Origin of the sequence: Mesorhizobium koreense (assembly GCF_031656215.1) — a bacterium.
Classification (GTDB): domain Bacteria; phylum Pseudomonadota; class Alphaproteobacteria; order Rhizobiales; family Rhizobiaceae; genus Mesorhizobium_L; species Mesorhizobium_L koreense.
The window spans coordinates 1,318,783-1,342,312 of record NZ_CP134228.1 but is presented as its reverse complement, the minus strand read 5'-3'; the positions used below and the strand labels follow the sequence as shown (position 1 = coordinate 1,342,312).

At 63.3% G+C, this 23,530-nt stretch carries 21 protein-coding genes; 12 read left to right on the top strand and 9 right to left on the bottom strand.

Features of this window, described 5'->3' with window-relative positions:
- Nucleotides 1–63 precede the first annotated feature (63 nt).
- The gene (locus RBH77_RS06475) at nucleotides 64–1,605 is read right to left on the bottom strand and encodes an ABC transporter substrate-binding protein (RefSeq protein WP_311031309.1); all 1,542 of its coding nucleotides are present in this window, start codon (nucleotides 1,603–1,605) and stop codon (nucleotides 64–66) included.
- On the opposite strand from RBH77_RS06475, the gene RBH77_RS06470 reads away from it, so the two are divergent.
- A complete protein-coding gene (locus RBH77_RS06470) occupies nucleotides 1,551–2,516 on the top strand; it encodes an amidohydrolase family protein (protein ID WP_311031308.1) in 966 nt (321 codons plus the stop codon). The genes RBH77_RS06475 and RBH77_RS06470 overlap by 55 nt on opposite strands.
- Before the next feature lie 6 nt (nucleotides 2,517–2,522).
- A complete protein-coding gene (locus RBH77_RS06465) occupies nucleotides 2,523–3,419 on the top strand; it encodes an SDR family NAD(P)-dependent oxidoreductase (RefSeq protein ID WP_311031307.1) in 897 nt (298 codons plus the stop codon).
- A gap of 1 nt (nucleotide 3,420) precedes the next feature.
- On the opposite strand, the gene RBH77_RS06460 is transcribed toward RBH77_RS06465, so the two are convergent.
- Entirely contained in the window at nucleotides 3,421–4,323 is a 903-nt protein-coding gene (locus RBH77_RS06460) for an SMP-30/gluconolactonase/LRE family protein (protein ID WP_311031306.1), read from the bottom strand.
- Between the two features lie 4 nt (nucleotides 4,324–4,327).
- The gene (locus RBH77_RS06455; protein WP_311031305.1) at nucleotides 4,328–5,371 is read right to left on the bottom strand and encodes a LacI family DNA-binding transcriptional regulator; all 1,044 of its coding nucleotides are present in this window, start codon (nucleotides 5,369–5,371) and stop codon (nucleotides 4,328–4,330) included.
- A 179-nt stretch (nucleotides 5,372–5,550) separates the two neighbouring features.
- On the opposite strand from RBH77_RS06455, the gene RBH77_RS06450 reads away from it, so the two are divergent.
- From RBH77_RS06450 to RBH77_RS06415, 8 genes are read left to right on the top strand one after another with little or no spacing between them, the layout of a single operon-like run.
- On the top strand, nucleotides 5,551–6,306 hold the full coding sequence (locus tag RBH77_RS06450) for an ABC transporter permease (RefSeq protein ID WP_311031304.1): 756 nt from the start codon (nucleotides 5,551–5,553) through the stop codon (nucleotides 6,304–6,306).
- Entirely contained in the window at nucleotides 6,303–7,082 is a 780-nt protein-coding gene (locus tag RBH77_RS06445; protein WP_311031303.1) for an ABC transporter permease, read from the top strand. Before RBH77_RS06450 ends, RBH77_RS06445 begins: the two co-directional genes overlap by 4 nt.
- Entirely contained in the window at nucleotides 7,070–7,900 is an 831-nt protein-coding gene (locus tag RBH77_RS06440; protein ID WP_311031302.1) for an ABC transporter ATP-binding protein, read from the top strand. The genes RBH77_RS06445 and RBH77_RS06440 overlap by 13 nt, the downstream gene beginning before the upstream one ends.
- Before the next feature lie 34 nt (nucleotides 7,901–7,934).
- Nucleotides 7,935–9,173, top strand: coding sequence for an ABC transporter substrate-binding protein (locus tag RBH77_RS06435; protein ID WP_311031301.1), 1,239 nt, complete (start codon nucleotides 7,935–7,937; stop codon nucleotides 9,171–9,173).
- A 41-nt stretch (nucleotides 9,174–9,214) separates the two neighbouring features.
- Complete coding sequence (locus RBH77_RS06430) at nucleotides 9,215–10,111, top strand: NAD(P)-dependent oxidoreductase (RefSeq protein ID WP_311031300.1); 897 nt, start codon at nucleotides 9,215–9,217, stop codon at nucleotides 10,109–10,111.
- Nucleotides 10,112–10,126: 15 nt separating this feature from the next.
- Nucleotides 10,127–11,146, top strand: coding sequence for an aldo/keto reductase (locus RBH77_RS06425; protein WP_311031299.1), 1,020 nt, complete (start codon nucleotides 10,127–10,129; stop codon nucleotides 11,144–11,146).
- A gap of 15 nt (nucleotides 11,147–11,161) precedes the next feature.
- Nucleotides 11,162–12,328 (top strand): UxaA family hydrolase, encoded by a 1,167-nt coding sequence (locus RBH77_RS06420; protein WP_311031298.1) that lies wholly within the window; start codon nucleotides 11,162–11,164, stop codon nucleotides 12,326–12,328.
- Nucleotides 12,325–12,639: a UxaA family hydrolase gene (locus RBH77_RS06415; protein WP_311031297.1), complete on the top strand. Its 315-nt coding sequence runs from the start codon at nucleotides 12,325–12,327 to the stop codon at nucleotides 12,637–12,639. Before RBH77_RS06420 ends, RBH77_RS06415 begins: the two co-directional genes overlap by 4 nt.
- A 79-nt stretch (nucleotides 12,640–12,718) precedes the next feature.
- On the opposite strand, the gene ilvD is transcribed toward RBH77_RS06415, so the two are convergent.
- Both ilvD and RBH77_RS06405 read right to left on the bottom strand, forming a co-directional pair.
- On the bottom strand, nucleotides 12,719–14,431 hold the full coding sequence (gene ilvD, locus RBH77_RS06410; protein WP_311031296.1) for a dihydroxy-acid dehydratase: 1,713 nt from the start codon (nucleotides 14,429–14,431) through the stop codon (nucleotides 12,719–12,721).
- Nucleotides 14,424–15,758: an FAD-dependent oxidoreductase gene (locus RBH77_RS06405; RefSeq protein WP_311031295.1), complete on the bottom strand. Its 1,335-nt coding sequence runs from the start codon at nucleotides 15,756–15,758 to the stop codon at nucleotides 14,424–14,426. The genes ilvD and RBH77_RS06405 overlap by 8 nt, the downstream gene beginning before the upstream one ends.
- A 175-nt stretch (nucleotides 15,759–15,933) precedes the next feature.
- On the opposite strand from RBH77_RS06405, the gene RBH77_RS06400 reads away from it, so the two are divergent.
- Both RBH77_RS06400 and RBH77_RS06395 read left to right on the top strand, forming a co-directional pair.
- The gene (locus tag RBH77_RS06400; RefSeq protein WP_311031294.1) at nucleotides 15,934–16,608 is read left to right on the top strand and encodes a GntR family transcriptional regulator; all 675 of its coding nucleotides are present in this window, start codon (nucleotides 15,934–15,936) and stop codon (nucleotides 16,606–16,608) included.
- Between the two features lie 60 nt (nucleotides 16,609–16,668).
- The gene (locus tag RBH77_RS06395; RefSeq protein ID WP_311032444.1) at nucleotides 16,669–19,617 is read left to right on the top strand and encodes an FAD-binding and (Fe-S)-binding domain-containing protein; all 2,949 of its coding nucleotides are present in this window, start codon (nucleotides 16,669–16,671) and stop codon (nucleotides 19,615–19,617) included.
- On the opposite strand, the gene RBH77_RS06390 is transcribed toward RBH77_RS06395, so the two are convergent.
- From RBH77_RS06390 to RBH77_RS06375, 4 genes are all read right to left on the bottom strand, one after another.
- Nucleotides 19,610–20,008, bottom strand: coding sequence for a GlcG/HbpS family heme-binding protein (locus tag RBH77_RS06390; RefSeq protein ID WP_311031293.1), 399 nt, complete (start codon nucleotides 20,006–20,008; stop codon nucleotides 19,610–19,612). The genes RBH77_RS06395 and RBH77_RS06390 overlap by 8 nt on opposite strands.
- Nucleotides 20,009–20,111: 103 nt before the next feature.
- On the bottom strand, nucleotides 20,112–21,284 hold the full coding sequence (locus RBH77_RS06385; RefSeq protein WP_311031292.1) for a pyridoxal-phosphate-dependent aminotransferase family protein: 1,173 nt from the start codon (nucleotides 21,282–21,284) through the stop codon (nucleotides 20,112–20,114).
- A gap of 100 nt (nucleotides 21,285–21,384) precedes the next feature.
- A complete protein-coding gene (locus RBH77_RS06380) occupies nucleotides 21,385–22,128 on the bottom strand; it encodes a hypothetical protein (protein WP_311031291.1) in 744 nt (247 codons plus the stop codon).
- Between the two features lies 1 nt (nucleotide 22,129).
- Complete coding sequence (locus tag RBH77_RS06375; RefSeq protein WP_311031290.1) at nucleotides 22,130–23,530, bottom strand: amidase; 1,401 nt, start codon at nucleotides 23,528–23,530, stop codon at nucleotides 22,130–22,132.

Here is a 23,530-nt window from a genome sequence, read left to right as displayed (position 1 = left end):
CCGGCGCTTGCCGGCCAGTTGACGGCCGGTCTGCCCGGCCGCCCTTCGGCAAGGATTACCTTATCAGCCTTTCGAGGCCATCTGCTTTTCGATGTCCTGCAGCAGGCCCTTCGCCGCTTCTTCCGGCGTCGACTGGCCGGAAAGCGCGGTCCCAAAGGCCCGGCCGGTCAGGTTCCACATCGTCCCGATCGGCACCGGCCCGCTGGCATAAGGTCCCCAGGTCCGGGCATACTCGAACTGTTCGGCAAAGCCCTTGAGCGGCGCGCCGAAATCGATCTTCTTCAGAAGCGAATTCTGCGCCGGGAACTGGGTCCGGTAGTATTTGGCGAAAACCTGCTCTGACGCCATGAACTTAACGAACTTCCAAGCCTCGTCCGGATGCTTCGTGTTGGCGTTGATGACCAGCATGCGGCCGCCGATCATCGAGCTCTTGGTATTGTCCGGATGCGGGAACGGCGCTGAAACGAACGGAACCGGTTTGCCGGGATTGGCGTCCTCGTAGGCCTTGATGATTTCCTTGTAGGTGTTTGGCGGCATTGCGCCCATGGCCTGGTTGCCGGTCACCAGCGCCTGCATGATCGAAGGATCATGCGCATCGCTGGCGGCGAGATTGGATTGCGGATTATCGCCGCTATCCATGTACTGCTTGAAGTACTTCATGCAATCCGCGACGTCCTCGGCCGTCACGCCGACGGCATAGGAACCGTCCGGCTTCTGCACGATCAGGGCCTTGCCGTGCGACCACCAATAGAAATTAGCCAGGAACCAGATAGCGCCCGAAGCGGAGCTTCCCGCTGGATAACCGAAGCCAGCCTTGCCGGTCTTCTTGTAGACGGCTTCGCTGTCCGCCCGCAGTTCACCCCAGGTCTGCGGCAGCTTGTCGATGCCCGCCTGCTTGAGCAGGTCGCTGCGATACACCATCGCCCATGTGTCCGTCGTCCATGGCAGACCGTAGACGTGGCCGTCCTTACCCTTGGCGAGATCCTGCGCGGCAAAGTCCGAAAAGCCGTTCGGCGGCCCGTCCTTCTTCAGGAAATCGTCGAGGGGGAGCAGCGCCCCGGCGTTGCCCATCTCGCTCACCCACACCTGCGCGCTATGCACGACGTCCGGCCCCTGCCCGACGGCGGCCTCACGGAGGAATTGGTTGCGCGCGTCCTTCCAGCCGATGCGCTGCAAATCGACCTTGATATCCGGGTTTTCCTTCTGGAATTCGTCTATCGCTCCGCGAACTTCCTGTTCGGTATCGTTGAAGCGGAAAGTGATCGTGACCGGGTCCGCCGCTGCGGCCCGCATGGTTCCGAACATGGCCGCGCTGACGAAGAGCGCGGCCGCAAGCGATTTGAGCATGGCTTCCTCCCAGTTGCCCGCGGCCACAGTCGGCAGTCCCAACGAGGATTGCCCGCCCGACGGAAGCCACGTGATTAACAGAACCATATGTAATCCTGTTAATGCTGTCAAACGCGTTCGTCGGCATGTTTGCCGCCGCAATTGACGCTCCCTAAAAACAGAACTAGCAATAGGTCTGTTTTGAAGAATCGAGAGGCGCGATCTTGCGGCCGACGATCGACGCTCATCATCATTTGTGGCAACTCGGCCGTTTTCCATATGCTTGGCTGGCTCCGGATTCTCCTCCCCGCCCCTTTGGCGACCACAGCAGACTGAAAAGCGACTATCTCGTCGACGATTACCGGCGCGACATGTCCGGTGCTGGCGTCGTCGCGTCCGTCTTCGTCGAGGCGAATGCGGGCGCTCCTGGCTCAAAAGAAGTGGAATGGGTGGACGCCGCAGCCCGTGATTTCCCGTGGCCAGCCGCCGCCATCGGCAGCGCCGATCTGCGGCGGCCCGATATCGCCAAGGTCCTTGACGAATTCATGCGTTCGCCGCGTATGCGCGGCATCCGCATGTCGCTATGCTGGGACGAGCGGCCGCAATGGCGCTTCATCGACCGGCCGGATGTCATGCTGGATCCAGGCTTCCGGCACGGGCTGGCGGAATTGACCCGCCGGAACATGGTTTTCGATGCGCTTGTCGTCCCTGGCCAACTGTCGCAACTCGCCGATCTGGCTCGCGCCAATCCGGACCAGCAGATCGTCATCGACCACCTCGGCACGCCCTGGTTCGAAACGGCCGCCGACGAAGCGACGTGGATGGCCGGCATGCGCGAATGCGCGCGCCGCGCCAACGTCGTCGTCAAATTGTCCGGCCTGTGGCCGCTGGACAGGCAATGGCGGCCGGAGCGGATCGCCGGTCCGGTCCGGCTGGTCGTCGATCTCTTCGGGCCGGAGCGCTGTCTTTGGGCCAGCAACTATCCGGTGGAGAAGCTGATGTGTCCGGTGCTCGACCAGATCAGCAACCTCGAAACGGTTCTGGATGGTCTCCCGGAGAAGGACAAGGACATGATCTTCCGGGGGACAGCCGAACGGGTCTACCGAATCCCGCAAGTTGCCCTCGGCGGGCCGCAAGAGCGAAGCCCGGCCCGAGAAGCGGTTCGCGCCAGCGGTGCCGCGCGCCGATAGGATGAGTTGCATGACGAAATTGAAGCCAAGGACGACAAGGGTAGGGAAATGACGATCGACGAAGAGGCAATCGAGAGCAACCGCCGCGTAGCGGAGAGATTCTCGATGATGGGCCGCAAGGCGCTGGTGACGGGCGGCAGCGTAAGTATCGGCCGCGAGATCGCGCTTGCCTTCGCCGATGCCGGTGCCGATGTCGCCATCCAGCATGCGCGCGCCGCCGACATCGCCTTCGGCCGCACCTCCGCCGCCGAGGAGACGGTGGCGGCGATCGCCGGGCGCGGGCGCATGAGCGTCGCGATCGAAGCGGATTTCGCCCGGCCGCATGAAGCGGCACGCAGTGTCGAGGAAGCACGTCGCTTCCTCGGCGGTCTCGACGTCCTCGTCGTCTGTGCCTCCATCCAGTACCGCACGCCCTTCGAAGAGGTGACGGAGGAGCAGATCGAGCGGCAGATTCAGGTGAATTTCAAGGCGACCGTCGAGCTTCTCCAGGCCGCGCTGCCCGAGATGCGGCGCCGCCGTTTCGGCCGCATCCTGACCATCGGAAGTGTCAACCAGATAGTGCCGGAGAGCGTTCTGTCGGTCTATGCCGCGCTGAAGAGCGCGCAGCATAATCTGGTGATAAATCTCGCGCGCGAATACGCGCCTCACGGCATCACCATCAACAATCTTTCGCCTGGTCTGATCGCCACCGAGCGTAACAAATGGCGACGCAAGGATGCGGCGGCCTGGAAGGCGATAGAGATTGGCTGCAGCCCGATGAGACGGGCGGGCAGGCCTGCCGAGATGGGGGGCGCGGCGCTGCTGCTGTGCTCGGACGCCGGCAGCTACATCACGGGTGCCGACCTTCAGGTGACCGGTGGTCGTCACCTCGCCTGGCAATCGCCGGAAATCCCGGCCTCCTGACCTATCCAGCGAAGCCCGGTTCCGTCAGACCGCGCACGCCCGGATCGATGGCAAGCAGCGCGCCCGCCAAAGGCTCGGCCGCAAGCGCCGCGGCATCGAGCCCTTGCCGTGCGGTGGTGATGTAGAGACGGTCGAGACGGTTGCCGCCGAAACTGCACGAGGTCGGCCGTGAGACAGGAAGAGGATAGACGACATGGGCTGAGCCGTCGGGCGCGGAGCGCACGATGCATCCGCCATCGAAACGCGCGTTCCAGAGATAACCCTCGCTGTCGACTGTCGCCCCGTCCGGTCGGCCCGGTATCAGCCCCGCCGGAACGACGGCGCCGAGGCGACGGAAAGAAACATCGGTCTCGGTCATCTCGAAAGCATCGAGGCTCTCCTTGGGCGTGTCGGCGAAATAAAACCGTCGCCCATCCGGCGAAAAGCAGATCGCGTTCGGGATGGTCACGCCGGAAATCAGTTCGACGGGATCGCCCGAAGCATCCAGGCGATACAGCCCGCCCGTGCTTGCCTTGCCGAAATCGCGCATGCGCGAGAACCAGAGCCTGCCTTCACGGTCGCAGCGCGCATCGTTCGTCCGATCCTGCGGATGCCGGGTGGGAAAATGAACGGTTCGACTGAGCGATTTCGTGCCGAGATCAAACGAATAGAGGCCGGATTGCAGTCCGACGATGACGCCGCCAGTTTCGCGCAGCACCACAGACCCGGCCAGTTCCGGCATCGGCCATCGAGCCACCTCCCCGCTCCTGATATCCAGTCGAAAGAGCGCGGGCGCCCTTATGTCGGTCCAATAGAGCACTTGCTCGCGTTCTGACCAGACCGGCGACTCGCCGAGCACGTTTCCGCATTGTGCGGCGACATGCACCTCGGCGTTGCCATGGGAGACCTTCGGCGCAGTCGGCATGAGCCTAGCGGACCTTGCGTGTCGAGCCTCGCACGACAATCTCGAAGCCCATGTCGACCACCGAGCCTTCGACCGGCTTGCCGGCGATGCGATCGAGCAGCAACTCGGCCGCCCGTGCGCCGATCTGCGGGTGCGGCAGGCGGACGGTGGTCAATCCCGGCTGTACGTAGGCAGCAAGATCGATGTCGTCAAAACCGGCTATGCCGAAATCTTCCGGGACACGTAATCCGCGCCGTTGACACTCGAACAGCGCCCCTACGGCGACCAAGTCACCACCACAGAACAGCGCCTCGGCATCCGGCCTGCGCTCCAGCAACTCACCGAGACTTCTTGCGGCATTGGCAAGATCCATCGGCACCTCGGCCATGAGCGCCGGATCCGGATCAAGACCGAACGTTTCGACCCCCCGCCTGAAGCCGGCGATGCGGCCCCGTTGCCGTTCATTGTCCCTTGTGGGAAGGCTGAAGAATGCGATCTTCCGGTAGCCGCATCCGGCGAGATGCCGCATCATCGCAAACGACGCCTCGACGTTTGAGAACCCCACGACCATATCGATCGGCTCTCCATCGAGACTGGCTATCTCCACGACCGGCACTCGGCTTTCCTTGAGCATGTGCCTGGCACGATCGGTATGGGTGGTTCCGGTGAGATAGATGCCATCGGCGCGCCGGGCGAGAAATTCCACAATCAGGCTTTCTTCCTCGTCCACCGAGAAATTGGAGCCGCCGAGAAGCAACTGATAGCCCCGGCTTCTCAGGACGGTCGCCATGCCGCCGGTGAATTCGGTGGCCACCGAGCTTTGGAAAGTCGGGATGATTGCGCCGATCAGGCGCGTCTGATTGGACGACAGGCTGCCGGCAACCCGGTTGGGAATATAGCCGAGCGACGATACTGCCGCCATGATGCGCTCGCGTGTGGCCGGCGCCACGGCGCTCGGGAAACTCAGCGCGCGCGAAACCGTGATCGGCGCGACTTCCGCGAGACGTGCGACTTCCCGAACTCCGATCCGCTTTGTCTGGCGGGTGCTGTTTCGCTTTTCCCCTGACATAGAGAATCCGCTTCTATCACATCGCCTTGACTCGACAATATGATACCGGTACCATAAATGCAACATTGACGGGATTTCGGGAGGTTTCGTCGGTGAAGGCAGATGCTTTCAGCGGAAGAGGCATACCGGCCGGACCGCGCCGGACGCCGGCCCATAGCACGGGTCGCGCGTGGAGCGCGGTGTTAGAGGTCGCCGTCTACCTGCGTACGATGGTCGTTTTCCTGCTCGTCTGGCAGGCGGCGGCAATGTGGATAGGCAATCCCATCCTCCTGCCGACGCCCATCGATGTCGGCCAAAGCTTCGTGGAACTGGCCGGCACCGGCGAGATGGTGACCAATGTCGTCGTCAGCGTCAGCCGCCTCGTCCTCAGCTTCCTGCTCGCAGGGGTGATCGCGGTGCCGCTCGGCTTCGCCATGGGCCTCAACCGCACCCTCTTCGAGATGATCGATCCCACGATGGAATTGCTGCGGCCGATCTCGGGCATCGCCTGGATCCCGCTCGGCCTGTTCATCCTCGGCATTGGCGACGCACTGCCGACGGCGATCATGTTCTACGGCGCCTTCTTCCCGCTCCTTGTCAACACGATCACGGCCGTGCGCTCCGTCGACCGCTCTTATTTGAACGCAGCGCGTACACTCGGCGTCGGCAGGACAACAATTCTGACGCAGGTGATCATTCCCGCCGCACTCCCCGGCATCCTCGTCGGCGCGCGGCTGGCCGCCGGGGCCGGCTGGATGTCGATGGTCGCAGCGGAACTGATCGGGGCGCCGTCCGGCCTCGGCTTTGCGGTCGAATGGTACCGGGAATTGCTGATGACGCCGAAAGTGCTCGCCTTTGTCGTCCTCATCGGCCTGATGGGCTACCTGTTCGACCGGGCGCTGCGTTATCTCCAGCGCTCCCTGACGCGCTGGGCCGAGCCAAGGAACGCCTCATGACGCGCCTGGCCGGATCCTCGCTGCTACGCGCGACCGTGCTCCCGGTCGGACTGCTGGTCCTTTGGCAACTGCTCGTGACCTTCGGTTCGCATTCGCCGCGCACGCCGATGCCGACCCATGTCGTGGCGGCGGCGTGGAACCTTATCGGCAGCGGCGATCTTCCGCTCGCGCTGATCCAGAGCCTCGGCCGCGTACTCGCCGGCTTTGCCTGGGCCGCCGCCTTCGCGCTCGTCCTCGGCGCACTGATGGGAACCTATCGCGCCATCGACCGGTCGATCGACCCGCTGGTGGAAAGCTTCCGATCGATCGCGCCGATAGCGCTCCTGCCTCTCGCCATTTTGTGGTTCGGGACAGGAACGCCCGCGGCCGCTTTCATCGTCGGCTATGCCGCCTTCTTCCCGATGATCGTCAACACCATCCATGGCGTGAAGAGCGTCGACCCGCAGCTCGTCCGCGCTGCCCGTACACTTGGTGTCGACCGCCTCACCGTCCTGCGGACGGTCGTGCTGCCGGGCGCCCTTCCCTACATCTTCGTCGGTGCCCGGTTGGCGCTCGGCGTCGCTTGGACCTCGATCATCGCCGCCGAACTCGCCGTCGGCGCCAAGGCCGGCGGCGGTTCAACCGGCGGCATCGGCCAGATGATGTTCGTGTTCTACGCCTACAGCGTCGATCTGAACGGCATCATCGTGTGCATGATCTCTGTCGGGCTTGTCGCGCTTGTGATCGATCGGGGGCTGCGCCGGCTCGAACAATGGATGATGCCATGGAAACGCTGAACGACGCCGCGCCGAAGCTCCGCCTGCGCGACGTGCGCAAGGAATTCGTCCTACCGAGGACGGGCGAGCGAACCGTCGCGCTGGAGGACATCGACCTCGACGTGAAGCCGGGCGAATTCCTTTGCATCGTCGGGCCCTCCGGATGCGGCAAGACCACGATCCTCAACATGATCGCGGGCCTCACGGCGCCGACCAGCGGCAGCCTCGAACTCGACGGCAAATTCATAGAAGGCCCAGGCGCCGAGCGCGGCGTCGTTTTCCAGGATTATGCGCTGTTTCCCTGGAAGACCGTGCGGGAGAACATCGAATTCGGGCCGCGCTACCGCAAGGGCTCGACGCTCACCAAACAGCAACGGGACGAGCGCGTCCGCCACTTCATCGAGCTGGTGGCGCTGAGCGGGGCGGAAAACAAATATCCCTACGAGCTCTCCGGCGGCATGCGTCAGCGCTGTGCCTTCGCACGCGCCCTTGCGAACGATCCCGATGTGCTCCTGATGGACGAGCCGTTCGCCGCGCTCGACGCGCAGACGCGAGTCATCCTGCAGGAGGAACTCCTGCGCATCTGGGGCGAGACCGGTGTGGAGGCCGAGCGGCGGACAGTAGTCTTCATCACCCACGGCATCGACGAAGCGGTGTTCCTGGCCGACCGGGTCGTGGTGATGGGGAGTCATCCCGGCAGGATCCGGGAAATCGAAACCGTCAACCTGCCGCGCCCGCGCAAGCCGGAGGTACGGGCAAGCGCGGCCTTTCAGGAACTCGTCGAGCATATCTGGCAGCTCATACGCGACGAAGCCTATGCCGCCACGGTCAGAGCATAAACCGGCCCAAAGGGCCAAACATGGAGGAGACGAAATGACCCGCAGAAAAGACAATGGCATAAACCGGCGTACCCTGCTTGCGGCAGGCGCGGCCGGCCTCGGCGCCGTGGCGCTTTACCGGCCTTCGATCGCGCGTGCGGCGGAAGAGGCATCTGTCTCCGTCGGCCGCCAGCCCTGGGCGGCGGCGAATTCGCCGATTACTGAATACATGATGCAGCAAAAACTCTTCGAGAAGCATGCTGCCAAGCTGGGCTACAATCTCAAGGTCGACTGGCGCGACTATCCGTCGGCGATGCCGCAGGTCGAGGCCTTCGTCAGCAACAATCTAGACCTCGGCATGTGGGGGAACACGCCGATCATTCGCGGCATCGCAGCCAAGCAGCCCTGGAGCATTCTCAATGTCGGCGAGGGCCATTTGCGCTTCGTGTTGGCGACCCGCCCCGACAGCGGCATCCGCAATGTCCAGGACCTGAAGGGGAAGACGATCGGCGCGCTTCTCGGCGGCGATCCTTACAACGCCCTTTCCCAGATCCTGCTCTACCAGCTTGGCTCAGGCGATCCCAAGGCGAACGGCATCAAGATCGTCAATACGCCGACCCAGGCGCAGGCCGCCACGGTGCCGACCGGCCTCGATGCCGCCGTCGTCATCTATCCGGCCTTCCTAAAGGCGCAGAAGGATGTCGGCACCGTCGGTATCGTCAATTCCTACGGCTATACGGAAGACCACTACAAGGGTCCCGAGGGCGAAGGCGCCGGCATCCTGCTCCCGTCGGTGAAGAAGTCACCTTTCTACCCGGACGGCTACTACCTGCACCGCTCCATGTGGATGGCGCAGAACAAGCTGCTGGAAAAGACACCGAAGCTGGCGGTCGCTTTCATGAGTGCCCAGCAGGAGGCGCTGGAGGCGCTCGTCAAGATGGATCCCGGCGATGTGTCGCAGCTCGTCAAGAAATACTGGGAGCTGCCGCCGGACCTCGGCGCCAAAGTATGGAAGGACGACGTGCTCTATGCCCGCAAATGGGTGTGGTCGACCCGCGGCGATGTCAGCGCGGTCGTGGCCGCCTCGAAGTTCATGGTCGCCGGCGGCCTCATCCCGCAGCCGACCACATGGGATCAGATCAACGAGGCGATTTCGAAGGGCGCCCCTCTCATGCAGCAGGCCTACGAGGCTTCCGGCAAGGTGCCGGACGAGTCGGCCTTCACGGCCAAGGACGTGGCCGATGTGCGTGGCCTGCCGGTCTGGGAACAGTCGAAGTGGCCACAGGAAAACTGAACCAGCGCAACGCCGGAAATTGAAGGAAAAGGGCGTCGAACATGAAGAAAATCGGATTTGTCGGTTTGGGCACCATGGGCGGACCGATGGCACGGAACGTGCTGAAGAAGGGTTTCCCCGTGAAGGGCTTCGACCTCAATCCCGACGCCCTGGAAAAGCTTGCAGGAGCCGGCGGCACCACTGCCGGCTCCCCGAAAAAAGCGGCGGAAGGCGTAGATGTGCTGATCACCATGCTGCCGGATGGTCCCGATGTGGAGCACGCTATCCTTGGCGAAGACGGTGCCATTCACGGCCTGAAACCGGGCGCGGTGGTGATCGACATGAGCACGATCGACCCGGCTTACACCAGAAAAATCGGCAAGGCGCTCGCCGAGCGCGGTATCGCCATGGTGGACAGCCCGGTCGGCAAGACTGCCGACCACGCCATTGCTGGGACGCTGACGCTGATTGTCGGCGGCGACCCCAAGGTGGTCGATGAGGTGCGGCCCGTCCTCGACTGCATGGGAACGGACTATTTCTACTGCGGCGAACTTGGCATGGGCGAGGCGATGAAACTCGCCAACAATTTCCTTGCCAACACCATCCTCTCGGCGACCAGCGAAGCGCTTGTCATGGGCATCAAAGCCGGCCTTAGCCTGGAGACGATGATGTCGGTGATGCGGACCACCATGGCCTGGAACAACCAGCTCGGTGTGTCGCTGCCGAAGAAGGCGCTCGCCGACGATTTCTCGCTCGGCTTCATGGTGCGGCTGGCCGAAAAGGATCACCGGCTGGCGGTTCAGATGGCGAAGTCGCTCGGCGTCGAGACGCCGGTTGGATCAGCGGCGTTCGATGTGCTGAAGCAGGCTTCGACCAACGGGCTTGCCAGCCTCGATGTCAGCGCTGTCCTGCGCTTGCGCGAGGAGCAAGCCGGGGTGAAGGTGCGGATGGCGCGCTAGGTCGGACGGAACGGAATGGAAAAGAGACGCATCGGCCGCACCGGCCTGGAGGTCACGGTCCTCGGCTTCGGCTGCGGGCCGATCGGAGGGCTGTTCGACAAGGTGCCCGATGAGCAGGCGCATCAGGCGGTACGCGCTGCCCGCGACGGCGGCGTCACCTATTTCGATGTCGCGCCTTTCTACGGCACCGGGCTTGCCGAACATCGATTGGGCGAAGCTTTCCGTGGCAGGCCGAAGGATTTCGTGCTCTCCACGAAAGTCGGCCGGCTGCTCAAGCCGGCTACCTCCGGCCGTCCGCAGGAATCGATGTTCCGCGAGACGCTGCCCTTCGAGATCGTCTATGACTACAGCTATGACGGTATCATGCGCTCGGTGGATGATAGCTGCCAGCGGCTGGGTATGGCAGCCGTCGACATGCTCTACATTCATGACGTGAACCGTAGGTGGCATGGCGACGCGATTGATGACCGTTTCCGCGAAGTCATGGAAGGCGGATACAGGGCGTTGGAAAAGCTGCGCGCGGATGGCGCCGTCAAGGCAATCGGTGTTGGCGTCAATGATCCCGACATTCTCGTGCGCTTCGCCGAGACAGGTGATTTCGACTGCTTCATGCTGGCCGGTCGCTATACGCTTCTGGAACAGACGCCGCTCGAAAAGCTGTTCCCCGTCTGCGAAAAACGCGACATCTCGATCGTTGCCGCCGGACCTTTCAACTCCGGAATCCTGGCCACCGGCGCGAAGCCTCGCGCCAGATATTTCTATGCGGATGCCACCCCTGAAATTCTGAACAAGACCCGCCACATCGAGAAAGTGTGTGCGTTGCACGATGTGCCGCTCGCAGCCGCAGCGCTTCAATTCGCACTCGGCCATCCGATCGTGGCCAGTGTCGCCACCGGAATGGTTTCGCCACAGGAAGTCGGGGAAAACCTTCACCACATGAAGCACGCCATACCGGAGGATTTCTGGCTGGAACTCAAGCAGGAGGGCCTGCTGAGGCAGGACACGCCGCTTCCGCGCATGGCGCGGGCGGGGTAGCACGAGAACCGCCGCATGGTTGAAAAGACGTTTCTTGGATTTCCACGCAAATCCGGCCGGCCGGGGACGCGTAACCACCTTCTGGTCCTCGGCATCAACGGTCTGGTCGCGACAGGCGCTGCCCGCGTCGCGGCCGCCCTTCCCGGCAGCAGGCTGGTTGCAACGCCTTACGGACGCGGCCAATTCGGCGCCGACAAGAAATGCCATTTCCGGCAGTTGGTCGGGATAGGCGCCAATGCCAACAATGGCGCCGTGCTGATCATCGGGGTCGACCGCAGCTCCGCGGACGAGGTGGCGAACGGTATTGCCGCAAGATCACCTGTGCTGGTCGAAACCGTCACGCTTGACGATACGCATGAGGACGCGCTTGCGCTTGCCGAACTGGGCATCCGGGCCGGCTCCCGGCTGGCACGGGAAATCTCGCGGGCACGCAGACAGCCTGTCAGCGTTTCCGAACTCTATGTCGGCCTCGAATGTGGTCATTCCGACGCAAGTTCGGGCCTTGCCGCCAACCCGCTCGCCGGCGCGCTTGCCGACCGGCTGGTCGATGCCGGCGGCACGGCGGTGATCGGCGAGACGATCGAATGGCTGGGCGCCGAACATGCCCTGCGCCATCGCGGGGCAAAACCGGAGATCGGCGAGGCTATCGTCCTCGCCGTTGCCGCGCGTGAGGCGGCTGTCACGGCGGCGGGCGTCGATCTCCTCGGAAACAATCCGGGCGCGGAGAACATTCGCGGTGGCCTCTCGACGATCGAGGAGAAATCGCTGGGCGCGGTAGCGAAAGCCGGCTCGCGACCCATATCCGGCCTCCTGCCTTTCGCTGGGCCGCCGGACCACGCCGGCCTCTACCTGATGGACGGGCCGAGCTTTTCGCCTGAATCGATGACCGGCTTCGTCGCCTCGGGCACCCAGATGATCCTGTTCACCACAGGGCCCGGCAACTCCTATTGCAGCCTGCTGGCGCCGACGATCAAGATCAGTGCCAATCCCACCGCCAGGGAACGTTTGGAGAGCCAGATCGACTTCGATGCCAGCAGCGTCTTCCAAGCTCGTGAAACGCTGGATGCGGCCGCCGATCGTCTTTTTGCCGAGGTGATCGGGATTGCCTCCGGTACGCTCACCTGGGGCGAGGCCGTCGGCGAAGGCGCGGAGTGTTTTACACGTATAGGAGCCTCGTTGTGAGCGCAGCGAAAGAAGAAGCCGGCTGGGATGCCGTTCAGATTGCGCGAAACGACCACGTCGCCATCGCGCTTCGCGACCTGTCGGGCTCTGTGCGCGTCCGCCGTGGCGATGAGGTCGCCTCCGTCACTCTGCTCGGACCGATCCCGCTTGGCCACAAATTCGCGCTCGCCGATCTGCCTGCGGGCAGCGAGATTTACAAATACGGGGCACCGATCGGGCAATTGACGCAACCGGTAGCGACGGGTGCGCATGTCCACGTCCATAACCTCGTCAGCCAGAGGGCAAGGCAATCTGCCGCCCCCAAGGAATGATGCCTGCGCTCCGTTTGGTCCCGGCATTTGCCGGAGCGTATCTGCTCTGAGCCGTTCGGGCCGTGAAACCCGTGCCTCGTTACTCGCCGGCGGATTTTGGCCGTACTGTGTCTCCCACTACCGCGCCGCGCGCAAGCGGCCCGACAGTAGCACGGTATATCGACAGCCAGCCGCGGGGAGCGTCCGGCAGGCGCAGTGGAACGCGCAAGCGGCGCGCCATCTCTTCTCGATCGACCAGCAGATCGATAGTCCGCCGGCCCAGATCGATCGCGATTTCGTCGCCGCTTTCGACATAGGCCAGCGGCCCGCCTTCGGCCGCTTCCGGCATCACCTGGCCGATGGTAATGCCGCTGTTCAATCCCGACAGTTCCCCGTCGGTGACGACCGCGACGACGCCTGCCAGGTCCGTGCCTTGCAAGGCGGCCATGAAGCTGGCGGCGAACACGGTGCCGGGTCCGCCTTTAGGTCCCATCATGCGCAGCACGACGACGTCACCTCTCTCGATATGCTGCGGATGGGTTGGAGCGAGCCTCTCGATGGCGTCGGCCTCGTTCTCGAACACCCGCGCCTTTCCGGAGAAACGGCGGGTTTGATCGGGGACAGCCGCGATCTTGACCACCGCGCCATCTGGAGCCAGCGAGCCGCGTATGATCGCCAGGCCGGGGTCTGTCGAGAAAGGGAAATCCAGACTGGCAAGATGTGGTGAATTCGGCGTTTCCGCGCTCGAGATCAGTTGGCCGATCGTCTTGCCGCTCACCGTTACCGCGTCGATCTCCAAAACCTGCTCCAGCACCTTGAGCGCTGCCATGCAGCCGCCGGCCGCCTCGAAATCCTCGATACGCGTGCCGCCGTTCGGCCGTATCCGGGCGATCAGCGGTGTTTGGGCCGCCGCCTTTTCCACCTCTGCGACGACATCGAGCTCGAGTTCGGCCTCTTGCGCGATCGCTGCCAGATGGCGCACCACATTGACCGAGGCACCCAGGGCCACGGCTATACGGACGGCATTGCGGAAAGCCGGGGGCGTCAGGATGTCGCGAGGTCTTAGATCCTCTTCCACCATTTCCATAATGCGGCGTCCGGCAGCGTTGCAGATCTCGTTCAACCGATCCGAGCTGGCGCGGATCGGGGTATTACCCGGCAAAGTCATGCCGAGCGCCTCGGCCATGACATGCATGGAATTCGCGGTAGCGAGGCCGGCGCATACACCGGGGCCCATGATCGCCACGCGGCTCATCTCGGTGAGTTGCTCAAGGTCGATCTCGCCCGCCTTGTAGCTGCCGACGGAATTGTAGAGCGTCTCGATATCGACCGATTTTCCGCCACAGCTGCCACCGAGCTGGTAGCCACAAGCCACTACGATCGAAGGGATGTCGAGACGCGCGGCCGCCATCAGATGTGCAGGCGTGGTCTTGTCGCAGGACGACAGAAGGACCATCCCGTCCAGTTCCGCACCCTCGATCTGAACCTCTACGTCGAACGACATGAGATCGCGCGTCGGCATGAGATACCGGCCTTGCCGGCCCGCACTGGTGACGAAATCGGATGACGCGGCCGTGCGAACCTCGAAGGGCAGCCCACCGCTGTCGCGGATTGCCGTTTCAACTCGCGCCGCAAGCCTGTCCAGATGCTGGTAGCAGACGGACAGTTTGCTCGACGTGTTGACGATTGCGACCTTCGGTTTGGAGAAATCCTTCTCGTCGATACCCATCGCGATCCACTGGGCGCGGCGCACGGCCCACCGCGTACTGCCCGGCTCGAAATTGCTGCGGATCGGCCGCCTCGTTCTACTCATCGAGCCTGGCTCCCATTCTGTTGAGGCCCATCCTGATGCGCGAGCCTTCGATGCTGCTTGCAGGAATCTGCTCGTCGACCGCGATCGAGGCGGCGTGGCCTATGGCTTGGCCGTAGGAAAAGCACTGCGCGGTAACCCGCGCCGAGGCCACCGCCTCATGCTCGGCCGAAAGACAGCGGCCCGCGAATAGCAACCCATCGCCGCGCTCGGGGATGAAGCATCGATACGGCACCTCGTAGAAGTCATTCAGCAACCAGTGCACACGCGGCTTTTCGCCCGCATGCAGCTCGATCGGCCATGGCGAGCGGGCGATACCGTCGGAGAATTTCGCGCTGGTCAGCACATCCTCGTTCTTCAGCACGTAGCGTCCGAGGCCCTGGCGCGTTTGACGTATGCCGACCTGGACGCCGGTATCATTGACGAAGCTCTGCTCGCAGCCCGTGACATGGTCGTGGAAGAAGCGGGCATATTCGCGCACCTGCTTGCGACCGAGAACTTCAGCCTCCGTGAAGTCCCGCGCATAGAGCGTGTTGAGCGCACGGCCGTCCGACCCGATGATACGCGTGCAGTTGCACAGCAGTTCGTTCGGCCGGGTCGTTGGAAACACCCAGATTTTCGTCCTGGGCAGGCTGTATCGGCCAGAACGGTTCTGGGTGGCGATCAAATCCGTGATCTCAGCGGGCATGATCGTGTCTTTGCCATAGGCGCCGAACAAACGGTCCGTGTCGACGCCCATCAGCCGGAAAATCATTGTCGGGTTCTGTACCTGGCCATCGGCTCCGACGAAGCTCCCAAGGCCGGCCATCGCGACCACATCGGCGTCGCCGCTAGCATCGATCGTAATGCCGGCGCGCAGTCGAAGCGTGCCTTCCTTGCTATAGGCCTCTACGCCGAGCAGGCGGTCCCCGTCCTGGATGACGCCGGTCACGGTTGTGTGGAACAGGACCTCCACGCCGGAATCCGCCAGGAACTTGTCTGCGGTCTCGCGCCAGACGAGCGGATCGTGAACGCGCGTATATGTCTTGCCGTAGCGCACGGGAGCGGTCAGCCCGCCGCGCCGTTCGAGTTCGAAGATGAATTCGTCCACGAAGCCGTGGACCACCTTGCGCGGTTCCGCTTCGTTGTCGTCGCTGGCCTCGTAAAGACCGCAGATAGTGCCCGAGAGACCGGCGACCGCGCCGCCTCCACAGAAACCGTAGCGCTCAATCAGGCAGACGCTCAAACCCGCCCGCGCCGCCGTCACGGCGGCGGCGACGCCCGCTGCCCCGCCGCCGACGACCAGCGCATCGAAGCTGCGTTCAATGGTTCCTCGCGCATCGCCGGCCATGTCGATCGCCTTCTGCCGATAGGACACTTCACTAAGCGACTACAAATATGTTAGTGGTCGTCAAATGACAAGGCCATTGAGGATGATGGTACAGGCGGATATGGTCGCGGCGGTGAACGCGACCCGTAAAGAGGCTGATACCAGCCGAGGCAGCGACAGGGATATCGGGGTTCGAATGCCGAGTAGGCGCAAGGCGAGGGGCACGCGCGGCGAGGTGCCGCTTTCCGAACGAGCCTATCAGACCATCGAGGAAAAGATTGTCGTCGGCGAGCTTCCGGCCGGCAAGGCTCTCTCCGAAGGAGCACTCGCTGAGTTGTTGGGGATGGGGCGAACGCCCGTTCGCGAGGCCTTGCAGCGTTTGGCAGGGGAGGGTCTTGTCCAGATACTGCCTCAGCGGGGAGTCCTGGTCTCCGACATTACGGTCGACGACTATCTGAAGCTGATGGAAGCGCGCAGGCCGCTTGATGTGTTGATTGCGGATATCGTTTCGTCGCGAGCGTCGGATAGCCAGCGGATGCGCATCGCTGAAATTGCGGTCCTGTTCGATGAAGCACGAAGCGTTGCCGACGAACGGCTCTTCATGCACGTCGACCGTGAGTTCAACGGGCTCCTCTGCGAAGCGTCGGGCAATGTCTACCTTGCAAGGATGTCGGGCCTGCTTCAGGGACAGTCCCGGCGCTTCTATTTCCGGCATCGTCATCGAACCGATTTTAGCGAGACGGCGGGATTGCACGGAGAACTGGCGAGAGCCATTGCTGCGGGTGATCCGGGCCGGGCAGGCAAGGCCGCAGATGCGATCATCGCCTTCAACATCCGGCTTGCGCGCGACGTGCTTCTCGACAGGCGATGATATGCCGGATCGAGCCTTTCCGGTGTGCGGACAGCCGCTTCTAGTGTCTTTGGGGTAATCATGAGCGAAGCCAGGGTCGGCATTGGGACGCGGCACGTCGGTTTGGAGCGCCGGCTGGCTCGCGATGTTCGTGGAGAAGTCAAGTTCGACGCGCTGACGAGAGGCCTCTACGCGACCGACGCATCGATCTATCAGATTTTTCCGGTGGGCGTCGTCTTCCCCCGCGATGTGGCCGACGTGCAGGCCTGTCTGGGGGCTGCAGCCGAGTTCGGTGTCCCGATCATAGCGCGCGGCGCGGGAACCTCGCAGAACGGCCAGCCGATCGGCGCGGGATTGGTGCTCGACATGAGCAGGCATTTCAGCGGCATCCTCGACCTTGATCTGGAAGCCGGGACGGTGATCGTTCGTCCTGGCACTGTTCTGGAACAGTTGAACAGCGTAGTGCGCCGACATGGGCTTTTCTTCCCGGTGGAGCCATCGACCGCCAGTCGCTGCACGTTAGGCGGCATGGCCGGGAATAATTCCTCGGGCGCCCGCTCGATGCGCTATGGAAAGATGGTCGACAACGTGCTGGCCATCGAAGCTGTCGATGCGGAGGGGGAACTTTTCCGCTTCGGACGCTCCCCGAGCGCCTCAAGCGTGCACGGCCGTATCGCCGATACCCTGGAACGGCTGCTCGCGGTCGCCCATGCCGAAGCCGGGGAGATCGAGCGCACCTTCCCGAAGGTCCAGAGGCGGGTCGGCGGCTACAATCTCGACGAACTGATCAGGAAGCCCGCGAACCCCGCGGGATTGCTGGTCGGGTCCGAAGGCACACTTTCGGTGACGACCGAACTGACGTTGAAGCTGGCGCGGCTGCCTGCCGGGCGGGTGATGGGGGTATGTCATTTTCCGAGCTTCCGCTCGGCCATGGAAGCGACCGCCAGCCTCGTCGATCTGGGGCCGACGGCGGTCGAACTGGTGGACAACAACATCCTTACGCTTGGCCGCGACATTCCGCTGTTTCGCAACACATTGGCCGCGATCACGCGTGGTACGCCCGATTGCCTTCTGCTGGTCGAATTCGCCGGGGCGGACGAGGCATCCCTGGCTATCGATCTGCAGCGCCTTGACGAATGCATGGCGGACCTCGGCTTTCCCGATGCCGTTGTCGAAATAACCCAGCCCGACAGTCAAAAGCTCGTTTGGGGCATGCGGGAAGCGTGTCTCAACATCATGATGTCGATGCGAGGCGACCGAAAGCCGGTCTCCTTTATCGAGGATTGCGCCGTCCCGCTTGAACACCTCGCCGACTATACGGATGCTATGACGGAGCTCTTTGCACGCAATGGCATACGTGGCACCTGGTACGCGCATGCGTCCGTCGGCTGCCTCCACGTCCGCCCTATCCTCGATATGAAGGACGTTGCGGATATTGCAACCATGCGTGCCCTTGCAGAGACAGCCTGCGATATGGTCAAGAGATTCAAGGGATCCTTCTCGGGAGAGCATGGCGACGGTATCTCGAGATCCGAGTTCATCGAGCCGATGTTCGGCAGGAGGATGACGGCTGTTTTCGAGGCCGTAAAGCAGGGTTTCGACCCGAATAACCGGCTCAACCCGGGCAAGATCGTCCGCCCGTTCAAGATGGACGACCGCTCGCTCATGCGATTTGCTCCATCCTATCGCGTTACCGAGCCCGCGACGCCCATTCTGGACTGGTCCGCCTTTGGCGGCTTCGGCGGCGCTGTCGAAATGTGCAACAATAACGGGACATGCCGCAAGCTTTCGGGCGGTACCATGTGCCCGTCGTACCGGGTCATGCGCGACGAGCGGCATGTCACGCGCGGGAGAGCCAACGCCCTCCGCCTCGCCATGTCGGGTCAGTTGGGGGCAGACGCCTTTACTTCCGCGGAGATGAAAGCCTCTCTGGATCTCTGCGTCTCCTGCAAAGGCTGCCGGCGGGAATGCCCGACCGGAGTCGACATGGCCAAGCTCAAGATCGAATTCCTGCACCAATATTACGAACGGCACGGACTACCGCTGCGCGAGCGGCTGATCGCCTACCTTCCGCGTTATGCGAGACACGCCGGGCGTCTAGCGCCGCTGATCAATTTGCGGAACCGGGTGCCGTTTGCAGCCAAACTGTCCGAGCGGATGCTGGGCTTCAGCGCGCGCCGAACCCTCCCTGTCTGGAGACGCACATGGGATGCTCCGTCCCGCACATCCGCCGGGCCGGTGGCCGGCGACGGCCGGGACATCGTGCTGTTCGCCGATACGTTCAACAGCCATTTCGAGGCCGAGAACCTCGATGCCGCGGTGCGCGTGCTGGGCGCTGCCGGCTATCGGGTTCATCATGCACAAGCGGCCGACGGGGGGCGGGGGCCTTGCTGCGGCCGGACGTTCCTGTCTGCCGGCATGGTCGAAGAGGCGCGCAAGGAAGCGGAGCGGAGCGCCGCGATGCTGCTTCCCTATGTTCGCGCCGGCGCACGCATTGTCGGGCTGGAGCCGTCATGCCTTCTCACATTTCGCGACGAATATGAAAGCCTGCTGCCCCCCGAGGATTTCAAGGCACTGGCCGAAGCGAGCCTACTGTTCGACGAACTGCTTGCACCCGACGCTGGGCGCATCGCCGACTTGCTCGGAATCCGCGATCAGGGCGGCAGGGTTGCCCGCGTCCACGGGCATTGTCATCAAAAGTCTATGGACGCGCTGGCTCCACTCGAGAAATTGCTGGGAGCGATACCGGGGCTGGACGTGCGCGTGATCGATTCAAGTTGTTGCGGCATGGCGGGGGCCTTCGGCTACGGTGCCGAAACCATCGACGTGTCGATGGCGATGGGCGAACTGACCTTGCTGCCGGAGGTCCGAAAGACGGGACCCGATGACGTGATCGTTGCCAACGGCACGAGCTGCCGGCACCAGATCCACGACGGTGCAGGCCGGGATGCCATCCACATCATCCGGTTCCTGGACGAGCTGATTCAGACCGATACCGGCGCGGCACCGGCCCGCAACCGGTCTACCTGACGGCCTTGGCACCTGCCTCCGCAACCTGATGATCCTGCTGAGGCGCCAGGCCCGATATCCCGATGCCGCCCACGGTTTGGCCTCCGGCTACGAGAGGGACGCCGCCCATTACCGGTGTGATGCCCGGCAACGCCAGCATCGCCAGGCGCCCGGCGATGCGGTCTTCCATGGGTCCGGTCGGGCCACGGAAGATCGCTGCCGTACGTGATTTTTCGAAGGCGATGCGGGCAGTCGCCGGCGCGGCCCCGTCCATGCGTTCAAACAGGATGGGATAGCCGCCGGCATCGACTACCGACACGCTTACCTTCCAGCCATTCGCAGCGGCCTCCTGCTTGGCAGCCTCGAGGACGGCGCGTGCATCGCTCAATTCCAGTAATTTCGTATCAATCATCTAGCAGTCTCCATTTCACGCGTTTCAGATCGCCAAGCTTTCAGCGTGGGTTTGATCGACGACACAGGCAGGCATGCGTAGGAAGCGACGGGAGATCCAGCGTCTATGCCGCGCTCGTTTCCGCGAGATAGCGCATGGCCGTGTCGACGCCGCCCTTCTGATGGGGGACGCCGGCCAGTTCGAAGCCCATCTCACAGCCGGCCAGCGTGCCGACCAGCGTCAGTTCGTTGATCTCTCCCAGATGGCCGATACGGAACACGCGATCGGCGACCTTGGACAGGCCGGACCCGAGCGACATGTTGAAATTCTCCAGAACCTTGCGCCGGAAGGCATCGGCGCTATGGCCTTCGGGCATCATCACGGTCGTGAGCACGGGCGAAAAATGGCGCGGAGATGCGCAAAGGTTTTCCAGCCCCCAGGACTGGACCGCACGGCGTGTCGCCTCTCCCATGCGCTTATGGCGGGCAAACACGTTTTCCAGCCCCTCGGCCAGCAGCATATCGATCGCGGTATCGAGGCCGAACAACAGGTTGGTCGCCGGCGTATAGGGGAAATAGCCGGTCCTGTTCATGGCCAGCATCTCGCCCCAGTCCCAATAGGAACGACGGATGCCCGATGATTTGGAAGCAGCCAGCGCCTTTGGGCCGACGGCGTTGAAAGAAAGGCCGGGGGGCAGCATCAATCCTTTCTGCGACCCTGCCACGACCACATCGACACCCCATTCGTCCATGCGCAGGTCGGCGGAAGCCAGGCCGGAAATGCTGTCGACCATCAGCAGCGCGGGATGGCCGGCGGCGTCGATCGCGTCGCGCACCTCCTTGATCACAGTGGTCGATCCCGTCGAAGTCTCGTTGTGGACCACGCACACCGCCTTGATCTCGCGTTGCGTATCCTTGCGAAGCTCGGCCTCGATGGCATTGGCGTCCACGCCTGCCCGCCAATTCTCTCCCGCAATAACGGGCACGAGCCCGATCTTCCTGGCGAGTTTCGCCCATAGGGAGGCGAAGTGCCCTGTCTCGTAAGTCATGATTTTGTCGCCGGGCGACAGCGTGTTGCTGAGCGCTGCCTCCCACGCCCCGGTGCCCGAGGCCGGATAGATGACGACGTCATGCCCGGTCTTGAAGATCTTCCTGATCTTGGTCAGAACCCTCGTCCCCAACTCGCCGAATTCCGGACTGCGGTGGTCGATGACCTGGCGCGCAGTCGCGGCGAGAACGGCTTCGGGCACTGGCGAGGGCCCGGGAATCTGAAGAAAATGGCGACCGGTTCTGTTCACTGTCTTCTCCCGCGAGGCACGTCGGACGCCGCAGTATCGTGAGGTCCGATTGACAAATCCATTGAATTAATCTCGGTAACAATTGTAAAATTCGTAATTATCAGACAACGTTTACTGACGCCGCCCCATACTCTGGAAACGTCGCGGTAAAATGTTGCGGACTTTCCAGGGTTATGATGCCGCAATAGCTTCCCGTGATGACAACGTCGCCGCGCCTTAGCCCGCCGCGATGGCGCGATACATGACGGACGACCCAGCAGACCAGGTCGAGCGGGTCGCCGAACGGGTGCGCGGCATCGGTGGGGTGCTGAAGCCCATCCGCACCGATGGCGAGAGATACCCGACCCAGGTCCTGCTTCCTCCAGGGCGCCGGCTCGCCCAATATCACGCCGCCATTCGCCTGCAGATCGGCCAGTTTCCAGAGTGCGTCTCCCGCCTGTGGCTCGACCAACCGTGACTCAAGGATTTCTATGGTGGGAACGACGGCGTCGATGAGTTCGGCACACTCGGCCCTGCCAAGGTCGGCCGCTTCGGCCGGTACGTCGCGGCCAAGCCTCAGGCCAAGCTCGGCCTCCAGCCGCGCAACACCTTCGTAGCGCTTGTAGACCTCTCCATTCTCCAGCCGTCGCGAGGCGGGAAGCGGCGCGCAATAAGGCTCGGCATCCGGCTTTGCCAGCCCGACTTTCCATCCACATGCACGGCCGAGGGTCGCCATCATCAGGTCCTGCACCCGATAGGAATCGGCACGGGTCGCAGGAGCGGCAAGAAGCGACGCGCCTTTCGTGCGGCGATCGAAATGTTCTGCGAGAAAGGCCGCCGCCGCCTCGGCTGAAAAGGCGTTCATGCTACAGGTCCGGCCATGCGTAGGGGCCGAATTCCTCCGCATACGCCTCGGCCAGCGAAACGAGCAGGAGGTCGGAGCGGAAGGGGCCGACGAGTTGGCAGCCGATCGGCAGGCCGGCAGCGGATGGCGCGGTAGGAAGGTTTATCGCCGGCAGGCCGCCGGCATTGACGAAAGGCGTGAATACGGCATGTCCCCGCGGGCCGGCCGCGACGCCGTCGATGGTCTCGGGGTGGCTTTGCGATTTCGGCCACGGAAGGGCGGCGACCGACGGGGTCAGGATGAAGTCGTGGTGCTCGAACAGCAGCACAAGCTCGTTTCGCAACGACTGGACGTCCGCAAGGAGTTGCAGGTAAGCGGTCGCGCTGGCCTTGCGTCCGGTTTCGACCATTGGCAACAGGGAAGGCGACATGAGGCTGGTGTCGAGCGAGTGGCTATCGACCAACCAGGCAAGTCCTGCGGGACCGATCAGATTCCATATCGCATTCAGCCGGTCGACATCGAATGGTACCTCGCCCATTTCGATGCTGTGGCCCATCCGCTCCAACAGACGCGCCGCGCCGTCGACACTGTCGCCAATCTCCGGATCCACGGGAAAATCACCGAAGCGAGGCACATAGAGGATACGCTGGCGCCCCTTCGCTGCCGGGACAGTACGGCGTTCCTCGTCGGAAAACGCGAAGGCGGGACGGTCCGCCGGATGGCGATGCGCGGCTGTGAACAGGATCGCCCGCAGATCGCCCGGCGAGCGGGCGATGACACCCATGGTCTCGAAATCGCCGAGCAGCGGAGGCAGTCCGTCGATCCGGCTCACGAGGCCGGGGCTTGGCTTCAGCCCGTAGAGGCCGGTGTGGGCGGACGGTCGGCGGATGGAGCCGCCTCCATCGGTTGCCATGGCCGCCACGCCGATGCCGCTCGCCACCGCCGCGACGGCACCGCCGCTCGATCCGCCAGGCGTGAGGTCCGGGTTCCAGGGATTGCCGGTGGCCCCGAAGACGAGGTTGTCGGTGTACCCCTGCAAGGTGAATTCCGGTACGTTGGTCTTGCCCAATATGCCGACGCCGGCGTCGCGCAGGCGCGCGATCGGCCACTCGTCGCGCTCGGGCACATAATCCGCATAGGTGCGGCTGCCCCAGGTGCAGCGAAGGCCCCGAACCGGGATGTTGTCCTTGACGGTTATGAAGACCCCGTCAAGCGCGCTGCGCGGGGTTCCGGTCTTCCATCTCAGCGTGCTTTGGCGGGCGAGCTGGCGCGCCTCCTGCTCGTCTTCGGTGACCACGGCATTAAGGATCGGATTGACCTTGGCGAGCCGCTCCAGGGTCTCGTCCAGAACGTCTTCAGGCGTGAACTTGCCGCCCCGATAACCCGCCGTGGTTTCCGCGATGCCGAGCTGCCAAAGCTCCAT